The 8,516-nt window shown below is 40.6% G+C and carries 8 protein-coding genes; all 8 read left to right on the top strand.

All coding sequences use genetic code 11. The features are described from left to right. Nucleotides 1-185 precede the first annotated feature (185 nt). Nucleotides 186-2,207, top strand: coding sequence for a bacteriocin-associated integral membrane family protein (locus tag ADH54_RS03980; RefSeq protein WP_049524125.1), 2,022 nt, complete (start codon nt 186-188; stop codon nt 2,205-2,207). 1 nt (nt 2,208) lies between these two features. Then, on the top strand, nt 2,209-2,850 hold the full coding sequence (locus tag ADH54_RS03975) for an ABC transporter ATP-binding protein (RefSeq protein WP_000571283.1): 642 nt from the start codon (nt 2,209-2,211) through the stop codon (nt 2,848-2,850). Nucleotides 2,851-2,870: 20 nt separating this feature from the next. Continuing rightward, nucleotides 2,871-3,080: a hypothetical protein gene (locus ADH54_RS12400; RefSeq protein ID WP_049524124.1), complete on the top strand. Its 210-nt coding sequence runs from the start codon at nt 2,871-2,873 to the stop codon at nt 3,078-3,080. 25 nt (nt 3,081-3,105) lie between these two features. After that, a complete protein-coding gene (gene murD / locus ADH54_RS03965) occupies nt 3,106-4,458 on the top strand; it encodes a UDP-N-acetylmuramoyl-L-alanine--D-glutamate ligase (protein ID WP_049524123.1) in 1,353 nt (450 codons plus the stop codon). A gap of 1 nt (nt 4,459) precedes the next feature. Continuing rightward, a complete protein-coding gene (locus ADH54_RS03960) occupies nt 4,460-5,518 on the top strand; it encodes a UDP-N-acetylglucosamine--N-acetylmuramyl-(pentapeptide) pyrophosphoryl-undecaprenol N-acetylglucosamine transferase (protein ID WP_049524122.1) in 1,059 nt (352 codons plus the stop codon). Between the two features lie 9 nt (nt 5,519-5,527). After that, complete coding sequence (locus tag ADH54_RS03955; protein ID WP_049524121.1) at nt 5,528-6,751, top strand: cell division protein FtsQ/DivIB; 1,224 nt, start codon at nt 5,528-5,530, stop codon at nt 6,749-6,751. 233 nt (nt 6,752-6,984) lie between these two features. Further along, on the top strand, nt 6,985-7,686 hold the full coding sequence (gene pyrF / locus ADH54_RS03950; RefSeq protein WP_049524120.1) for an orotidine-5'-phosphate decarboxylase: 702 nt from the start codon (nt 6,985-6,987) through the stop codon (nt 7,684-7,686). A gap of 32 nt (nt 7,687-7,718) precedes the next feature. After that, a complete protein-coding gene (gene pyrE / locus ADH54_RS03945; RefSeq protein WP_049524119.1) occupies nt 7,719-8,351 on the top strand; it encodes an orotate phosphoribosyltransferase in 633 nt (210 codons plus the stop codon). The last annotated feature ends 165 nt before the right edge of the window (nt 8,352-8,516 follow it).

Here is an 8,516-nt window from a genome sequence, read left to right as displayed (position 1 = left end):
AGACTGACGAAGTCAGTCACATATATAATCCAAGGCGACGTTGACGCGGTTTGAAGAGATTTTTGAAGAGTATTGTTGTCTTGGTGCTCAGGGTGTGATGGATTAAACTAGGAAAATAATTCTAAGAATTTATAAAAGATAAAATCTTTTTCTATAGGATTATTCTCTTATACAAGGAGTCTACTATGAAGAAACTATTCATATTACTATCAACTTTTTTTCTCAGCTTCTTCCTTGCTTGGATTATTGTCTTACGTGCGCCACAATATTTATATGCAAGCTATGATTCCGTCTCTTTACTTCGTGTCAAAAAAGATACTCAGGAACCGACGCGTGAGGTATTTGAACAGGAATTGGAGAATTTTGCAAACTCAGAACAGAGTTTAATAGCTAGAAGAATTGTAGAGCCAAGTAAGGATGGGACGACTCACTTTACTTATGCAACTTATGGTCAGGGAACTTTACCAAAAGAATTCCAAGAAGCTAGCCAAGAAAGTCGTGAACGTAGTGATCCACTAAATAGTTATCTCCTTTTATCAGGCTCCTTGACAAAAGAAAAGCTAGCCGATAAATTAGGAGAGTTGGGTTATAAAGCAATTGCTGATCGAAAGATATCTCCCTATTATCTTTCTTTTCTAATTTTACTAAACCCACTTATTTTAATTAGTTTAGCAATATTTGGCTTATCTTTCTTTGCTCTAGTGATTATCACTCGGATTAAGGAAATGAGAGCTGCAGGTATAAAACTCTTTTCTGGTCAGACTCTCTTATCCATCATGGGGCATTCTTTATCTACTGATATTAAGTGGCTCCTTCTATCAGCCCTCCTTTCCTTCCTAGGTGGGGGAGTCGTTCTTTTTAGTCAAGGTTTGTTTTATCCTATCTTGTTAGCCACCTATGGTTTTGGGATTAGTTTCTATCTGTTGTTTTTATTGGGTATTTCAATTTTACTAATGCTCCTTTATCTAATGAGTTTGAGTTACAAAGCATTAGTTCCCGTTATTAAGGGAAGATTACCTCTTAAACGCTTGATGGCTTTAACCCTATTGTGTCAGTTAGTAGCTGTTTTTACAGTAGGCTACGCTGTTAAGACAGGCTTGACGTCTTACCAACGATTGAAAGAACTTGAAATTTCAAAACAAGCATGGCAGGACAGAGCAGACTATTACCAGATTTCCTTTGGCTTAGGTGATAGAGTAAAAGATACAGAAAATCAGAGCAAGTGGTATGCCTTTGCCAAGGAAGCAATCGAAGAAGAACAGGCTCTATTTGTAAAAGATAATCTCACTCATTTTGCAAATCCTCAAGGAAGAAATGAAAAAGGAGAGACCTTGGATACCTATAGTCCAGATGCTAATGTTCTCTATGTTAGTCCAAGTTATTTGGACAAGGAAAATGTGACTGTAAATGATGAGACTAGACAGAAACTAGCTCATCTTCAAAAAGGGGAATTTGGACTCTTATTACCAGAATCTCTTCGTTCACAGGAAGCAGAACTTAAGAAAGTTTTTGAAGAAAGTTTAAACTCTTATGGACAATCAAGTGAGGATAAAGACGCTCCTTTAGAGTATGAAATGAGAGCGATTGTTAGTTATCTTCCAACTGGAGAAAAGAGATTTATTTATAATAATGGTGAAAGTCCAGTATCCATCCAGTACTTAACCGATCCGATTTTAGTTGTGTTCACTCCAACATCTACAGGTGATAGTTTCATTTCCAAATCTATTTGGTCTATCAATGCTGGAAAACAACTCTTTATCAAAGGATATGAGAGTGGGCTAGAACTCTTAAAGAAAGCTGGAATTTATGAGCAAGTATCTTATCTTAAAGAAGGAAGAAGTGTTTATCTAACTCGTTATAATGAAGTGAAAACTGAAACAGCAATTTTAATCTTAGGAGCTATTGTGGGGATAGCCAGTTCCTTGTTGCTCTTTTATTCGGTTAATCTTTTATATTTCGAGCAATTCCGCCGAGATATCTTGATTAAACGAATTTCAGGTTTACGATTTTTTGAAACACATGCTCAGTATATGGTTAGCCAATTTGCCAGTTTTGTATTTGGTGCTAGTCTCTTTATTTTAAGCAGTCGAGACTTGGTGATTGGCTTGCTCACTTTATTAGTCTTTCTAGCTAGTGCAATTCTGACGCTTTACCGTCAAGCGCAGAAAGAATCTCGTGTTTCTATGACAATTATGAAAGGAAAATAGGATGATTGAACTAAAGAATATATCTAAAAAATTTGGAAGCCGTCAGCTATTTTCAGATACGAATCTTCATTTTGAAGGTGGGAAAATTTATGCCTTAATCGGTACAAGTGGCTGTGGTAAGACAACACTCTTGAATATGATTGGACGATTAGAGCCATATGACAAAGGGCAAATCATCTATGATGGCACCTCTCTTAAAGACATTAAGCCCTCTGTTTTCTTTAGAGATTACTTAGGATACCTATTTCAAGATTTTGGCTTAATTGAAAGCCAAACCGTCAAAGAGAATCTCAATCTGGGTTTAGTTGGTAAAAAGTTGAAAGAAAAAGAGAAAATCTCTTTGATGAAACAAGCTCTAAATCGTGTAAACCTATCCTATTTGGATTTAAAGCAACCTATATTTGAGTTATCAGGAGGAGAAGCACAACGTGTTGCACTAGCGAAGATAATTTTAAAGGATCCGCCTTTGATCCTCGCAGATGAACCAACTGCGTCGCTAGACCCCAAAAACTCTGAGGAATTACTTTCTATCCTAGAATCTTTAAAAAATCCGAATCGGACCATTATTATTGCGACCCACAATCCTCTTATTTGGGAGCAAGTGGACCAAGTCATTCGAGTTACCGATTTATCACATAGATGATATGGTAAGATTCATACTCAATGAAAATCAAAAAGCAAACTAGGAAGCTAGCCGCAGGCTGCTCAAAGCACTGCTTTGAGGTTGTAGATGAAACTGACGAAGTCAGTAACCATATATACGGCAAGGCGAAGCTGACGTGGTTTGAAGAGATTTTCGAAGAGTATCAGTTAGAAGAAAGAGTCACAAACACACTTTGTGGCTTTTTTATTTCCATAAAAATGGTAAAATAGTAAGAGTAGAAATGGAGTTCGAGACATGAAAGTAATAGATCAATTTAAAAATAAGAAAGTCCTTGTTTTAGGTTTGGCCAAGTCTGGTGAATCTGCAGCTCGTTTGTTGGATAAACTAGGTGCTATTGTGACAGTAAATGACGGGAAACCATTCGAGGACAATCCAGCTGCGCAAAGTTTGTTGGAAGAAGGGATCAAGGTTATCACAGGTGGTCATCCTTTGGAACTCTTGGATGAAGACTTTGCTCTCATGGTGAAAAATCCAGGTATACCTTACAGCAATCCCATGATTGAAAAGGCTTTGGCCAAGGGAATTCCAGTCTTGACTGAGGTGGAATTGGCTTACTTGATTTCAGAAGCGCCAATTATCGGTATCACAGGTTCGAACGGTAAAACAACCACAACGACCATGATTGGGGAAGTTTTGACTGCTGCTGGCCAACATGGTCTCTTATCAGGAAATATCGGCTATCCAGCCAGTCAAGTGGCTCAAACTGCGACAGATAAGGACACGCTTGTCATGGAACTTTCTTCTTTCCAACTCATGGGCGTTCAAGAATTCCATCCTGAGATTGCGGTTATTACCAACCTCATGCCAACTCATATCGATTACCATGGCTCATTTGAGGAATATGTAGCAGCGAAATGGAATATCCAGAACAAGATGACAACATCTGATTTCCTTGTCTTGAACTTTAACCAAGACTTAGCAAAAGAATTGGCTAGCAAAACACAAGCTACCGTTGTACCATTTTCAACACAGGAAAAGGTTGATGGAGCTTATCTAGAAGATGGTAAACTTTACTTCCGTGGAGAAGTGGTCATGGCAGCGAATGAAATCGGAGTTCCAGGTAGTCACAATGTAGAAAATGCCCTTGCGACGATTGCTGTTGCCAAGCTTCGTGGTGTGGATAACCAAACCATCAAAGAAACTCTTTCAGCCTTTGGTGGTGTCAAACACCGTCTCCAATTTGTGGATGAAATCAAAGGTGTCAAATTCTATAATGATAGTAAGTCAACCAATATCTTGGCTACTCAAAAAGCCTTATCAGGATTTGACAACAGCAAGGTCATTTTGATTGCAGGTGGTTTGGACCGTGGCAATGAGTTTGACGAATTGGTTCCAGACATTACTGGACTCAAGAAGATGGTCATCCTGGGCCAGTCTGCAGAACGTGTCAAACGGGCAGCAGACAAGGCTGGTGTGTCTTATGTGGATGCGACAGACATTGCAGATGCGACCCGCAAAGCCTATGAACTTGCGATTCAAGGAGATGCGGTTCTTCTCAGTCCTGCCAATGCCAGCTGGGATATGTATGCTAACTTTGAAGTACGTGGCGATCTCTTTATCGACACAGTAGCGGAGTTAAAGGAATAATATGAAAAAAATTGTCTTTACAGGTGGAGGGACGGTGGGACACGTCACCCTCAATCTTTTGTTAATACCCAAGTTCATCGAAGATGGTTGGGAAGTCCACTATATCGGGGATAAGCGTGGTATCGAACACCAAGAAATCCTCAAGTCAGGCTTGGATGTCACTTTCCACTCCATTGCGACTGGAAAATTGCGTCGCTATTTCTCTTGGCAAAATATGCTGGACGTCTTTAAAGTTGGCTGGGGAATTGTCCAATCGCTCTTTATCATGTTGCGACTTCGTCCACAGGCCCTTTTTTCAAAGGGAGGTTTTGTCTCTGTACCACCTGTTATCGCAGCGCGTGTGTCAGGAGTGCCTGTCTTTATTCACGAATCTGACCTGTCTATGGGCTTGGCCAATAAAATCGCCTATAAATTTGCGACGAAGATGTATTCAACCTTTGAGCAAGCTTCGAGTTTGTCTAAGGTCGAGCATGTGGGAGCAGTGACCAAGGTTTCAGACCAAAAAAAACCAGAACCAGATGAATTGGTAGATATTCAAACCCACTTTAATCCTAAATTGCCAACGGTATTGTTTGTCGGTGGTTCAGCAGGTGCTCGTGTCTTTAACCAATTGGTGACAGACCATAAGAAAGAACTGACAGAGCGCTACAATATTATCAATCTAACTGGAGATTCTAGCCTGAACGAATTGAGACAAAATCTTTTTCGTGTTGACTATGTAACCAATCTCTATCAACCCTTGATGGAATTGGCTGATATTGTTGTGACACGAGGTGGTGCCAATACGATTTTTGAGCTCTTGGCCATGGCAAAATTGCATGTTATTGTGCCGCTTGGTCGTGAAGCTAGTCGTGGTGACCAGATTGAAAATGCAGCCTACTTTGTAAAAAAAGGCTATGCAGAAGAGCTTCAAGAAAGCGATTTGACCTTGGACAGTTTAGAAGAGAAGCTTTCTCACTTACTAAGTCACAAGGAAGATTATCAAGCTAAGATGAAGGCTTCAAAGGAATTGAAGTCTCTAGCAGATTTTTATCAATTGTTGAAAAAAGATTTATCATAAGGAAAGTAAATGTCAAAAGATAAGAAAAATGAGGGCAAAGAAATCCTCGAAGAATTGAAAGAGTTATCAGAATGGCAGAAACGAAACCAAGAATATCTAAAAAAGAAGGCTGAAGAAGAGGCGGCCCTAGCTGAGGAGAAGGAAAAGGAAAGACAGGCTCGAATGGGAGAAGAATCTGAGAAGTCAGAGGACAAGGAGAGTGAAACAGACCAGGAAGATGAAGAATCAGCCATGGAAAAGTCTGAAGAAAAAGTAGAAGCCCTAGAGGGTGACAAAGAGGAAGAAGAGATAGAAGAATCAGGGTCTAAAGAGGACGAGGAACAGGATAAAAAGGCTACAAAGGGAAAAGCAGCCAAAGCAAAGATTCCTGGCCTCCATATCTTACGAGCTCTAACGATTTTATTTCCAAGTCTGCTTTTATTGATTGTTTCTGCCTACTTACTCAGTCCTTATGCGACCATGAAGGATATAAGTATTGAGGGAACGGTACAAACTACGGCTGATGATATCCGACAAGCTTCAGGCATTCAGGATTCGGATTATACGATTAACCTTCTGCTAGATAAGGCAAAATATGAAGAGCGGATCAAGTCTAATTATTGGGTTGAATCAGCTCAGCTTGTCTATCAATTTCCAACCAAGTTCACTATCAAGGTCAAGGAATATGATATTGTTGCCTACTATATTTCTGGTGAAAATCATTATCCTATTCTTTCCAGCGGTCAGCTTGAGACTAGTTCTGTGAGCTTGGTTAGTCTGCCAGAAACTTATTTGTCAGTTCTCTTTAATGACAGCGAACAAATCAAGGCCTTTACATCAGAACTTTCTCAAATTAGCCCAGAACTCAAGGCGGCTATCCAAAAGGTAGAACTAGCCCCAAGTAAGGTCACTTCAGATTTAATTCGATTGACCATGAATGATTCGGACGAAGTCTTGGTTCCCCTGTCTGAAATGAGTAAGAAATTGCCTTACTACAGTAAGATTAAGCCTCAATTGTCAGAACCAAGTGTGATTGACATGGAAGCTGGAATCTACAGCTACACAGTGGCGGATAAATTAATTATGGAAGCTGAGGAAAAGGCCAAACAAGAGGCTAAGGAAGCTGAGAAGAAACAAAAAGAGGAAGAGAAGAAAAGGCTGGAAGAACAGCAGAATAAATTGGAAGAAGAGAAGAAAAAATTGGAGGAAGAGAGCAATCGAAACCAAACAACCCAGCGCTCATCGCGCCGCTAGGCTTGATCTTTTCTCTCATAGTTCTTTAGTGCCCATGTTTTTACTTGACAAGTACTAGTAGAAATAATAGAATAGTAAAAAACCTTTAAAGCAGTCCAGAGAGGCAGCTAAGGTTAGACGGTGAAAGGGTGGAGACTACCCGTTTTTCGTGGAACCTTGCTGTTGGCAGGTTCCTTTTTTCGTGGCTTCTGTTGCCCAGACTCTCTCACTAGCAAAGGTAAAAGGAGAAACCTATGCGAGAACATCGTCCAGTCATTGCTCTTGATTTTCCTAGTTTTGAGGCGGTCAAGGAATTTTTAGCTCTTTTCCCAGCAGAAGAAAGCCTTTATCTCAAGGTAGGGATGGAGCTTTATTACGCAACGGGTCCTGAGATTGTATCTTACTTGAAAGGTCTGGGTCACAGCGTCTTTCTTGATCTCAAGCTGCATGACATTCCCAATACAGTTAAGTCAGCCATGAAGGTTTTGTCTCAGCTTGGTGTGGACATGACCAATGTTCATGCGGCTGGTGGTGTAGAGATGATGAAGGCTGCGCGTGAAGGTCTTGGAAGTCAAGCCAAATTGATTGCTGTCACTCAGCTCACATCAACATCAGAAGCCCAGATGCAGGAGTTTCAAAATATCCAAACCAGCCTGCAAGAATCTGTCATTCATTATGCCAAGAAGACAGCTGAAGCGGGATTAGATGGTGTCGTTTGCTCGGCTCAGGAAGTGCAAGTCATCAAGCAGGCTACCAATCCAGATTTTATCTGTCTAACACCGGGCATTCGTCCTCAGGGAGCTGCTGTTGGAGACCAAAAACGCGTGATGACGCCAGCAGATGCCTATCAAATCGGTAGTGACTATATCGTAGTGGGACGTCCTATAACCCAAGCTGAGGATCCTGTTGCAGCTTATCATGCCATCAAGGATGAATGGACACAGGACTGGAATTAAAGAACTAGATTATAAAATAAAAGGAGAAGACCATGACACTTGCTAAAGATATCGCTAGCCACCTCTTGAAAATTCAAGCCGTTTACCTCAAACCAGAGGAGCCTTTCACTTGGGCATCTGGTATCAAGTCACCTATTTATACGGATAACCGTGTAACTCTTGCCTATCCAGAAACTCGTACTCTCATTGAAAATGGTTTTGTAGATGCTATCAAAGAAGTCTTTCCTGAGGTAGAAGTCATTGCAGGAACTGCAACAGCAGGGATTCCTCACGGAGCCATCATTGCTGACAAGATGAACCTGCCATTTGCCTACATCCGTAGCAAACCAAAAGACCACGGAGCTGGTAATCAAATTGAAGGCCGCGTAGCTCAAGGTCAAAAAATGGTAGTGGTTGAAGACCTTATTTCAACTGGCGGTTCTGTTCTTGAAGCCGTAGCAGCAGCCAAACGCGAAGGAGCAGATGTACTTGGAGTTGTAGCGATTTTCAGCTACCAATTGCCAAAAGCAGATAAGAACTTTGCGGATGCTGGTGTGAAATTGGTGACGCTTTCTAACTATAGTGAACTCATTCACCTAGCTCAAGAAGAAGGCTATATCACACCAGAGGGCCTTGATCTCCTAAAACGCTTTAAAGAAGACCAAGAAAATTGGCAAAATGCTTAAGACATAGAAAATCAGGTAGTCACTAGGATTACCTGATTTCTTTTTGTGATTTCATTAAGTATTATACTCAATGAAAATCAAAGAGCAAACTAGGAAGCTTGTCGCAGGTTGCTCAAAGCACTGCTTTGAGGTTGTAGATAAGACTGACGAAGTCAGTCACATATA

Origin of the sequence: Streptococcus pseudopneumoniae (assembly GCF_001072315.1) — a bacterium.
Classification (GTDB): domain Bacteria; phylum Bacillota; class Bacilli; order Lactobacillales; family Streptococcaceae; genus Streptococcus; species Streptococcus pseudopneumoniae_R.
Note: the sequence above shows the minus strand (reverse complement) of the source record. Positions and strands in the feature narration are given on the sequence as shown.

Bases quoted from the DNA above. Each gene is read 5' to 3' on its own strand.
- ADH54_RS03980 (WP_049524125.1), top strand. From the start codon at position 186: ATGAAGAAACTATTCATATTACTATCAACTTTTTTTCTCAGCTTCTTC.
- ADH54_RS03975 (WP_000571283.1), top strand. From the start codon at position 2,209: ATGATTGAACTAAAGAATATATCTAAAAAATTTGGAAGCCGTCAGCTA.
- ADH54_RS12400 (WP_049524124.1), top strand. From the start codon at position 2,871: ATGAAAATCAAAAAGCAAACTAGGAAGCTAGCCGCAGGCTGCTCAAAG.
- murD (WP_049524123.1), top strand. From the start codon at position 3,106: ATGAAAGTAATAGATCAATTTAAAAATAAGAAAGTCCTTGTTTTAGGT.
- ADH54_RS03960 (WP_049524122.1), top strand. From the start codon at position 4,460: ATGAAAAAAATTGTCTTTACAGGTGGAGGGACGGTGGGACACGTCACC.
- ADH54_RS03955 (WP_049524121.1), top strand. From the start codon at position 5,528: ATGTCAAAAGATAAGAAAAATGAGGGCAAAGAAATCCTCGAAGAATTG.
- pyrF (WP_049524120.1), top strand. From the start codon at position 6,985: ATGCGAGAACATCGTCCAGTCATTGCTCTTGATTTTCCTAGTTTTGAG.
- pyrE (WP_049524119.1), top strand. From the start codon at position 7,719: ATGACACTTGCTAAAGATATCGCTAGCCACCTCTTGAAAATTCAAGCC.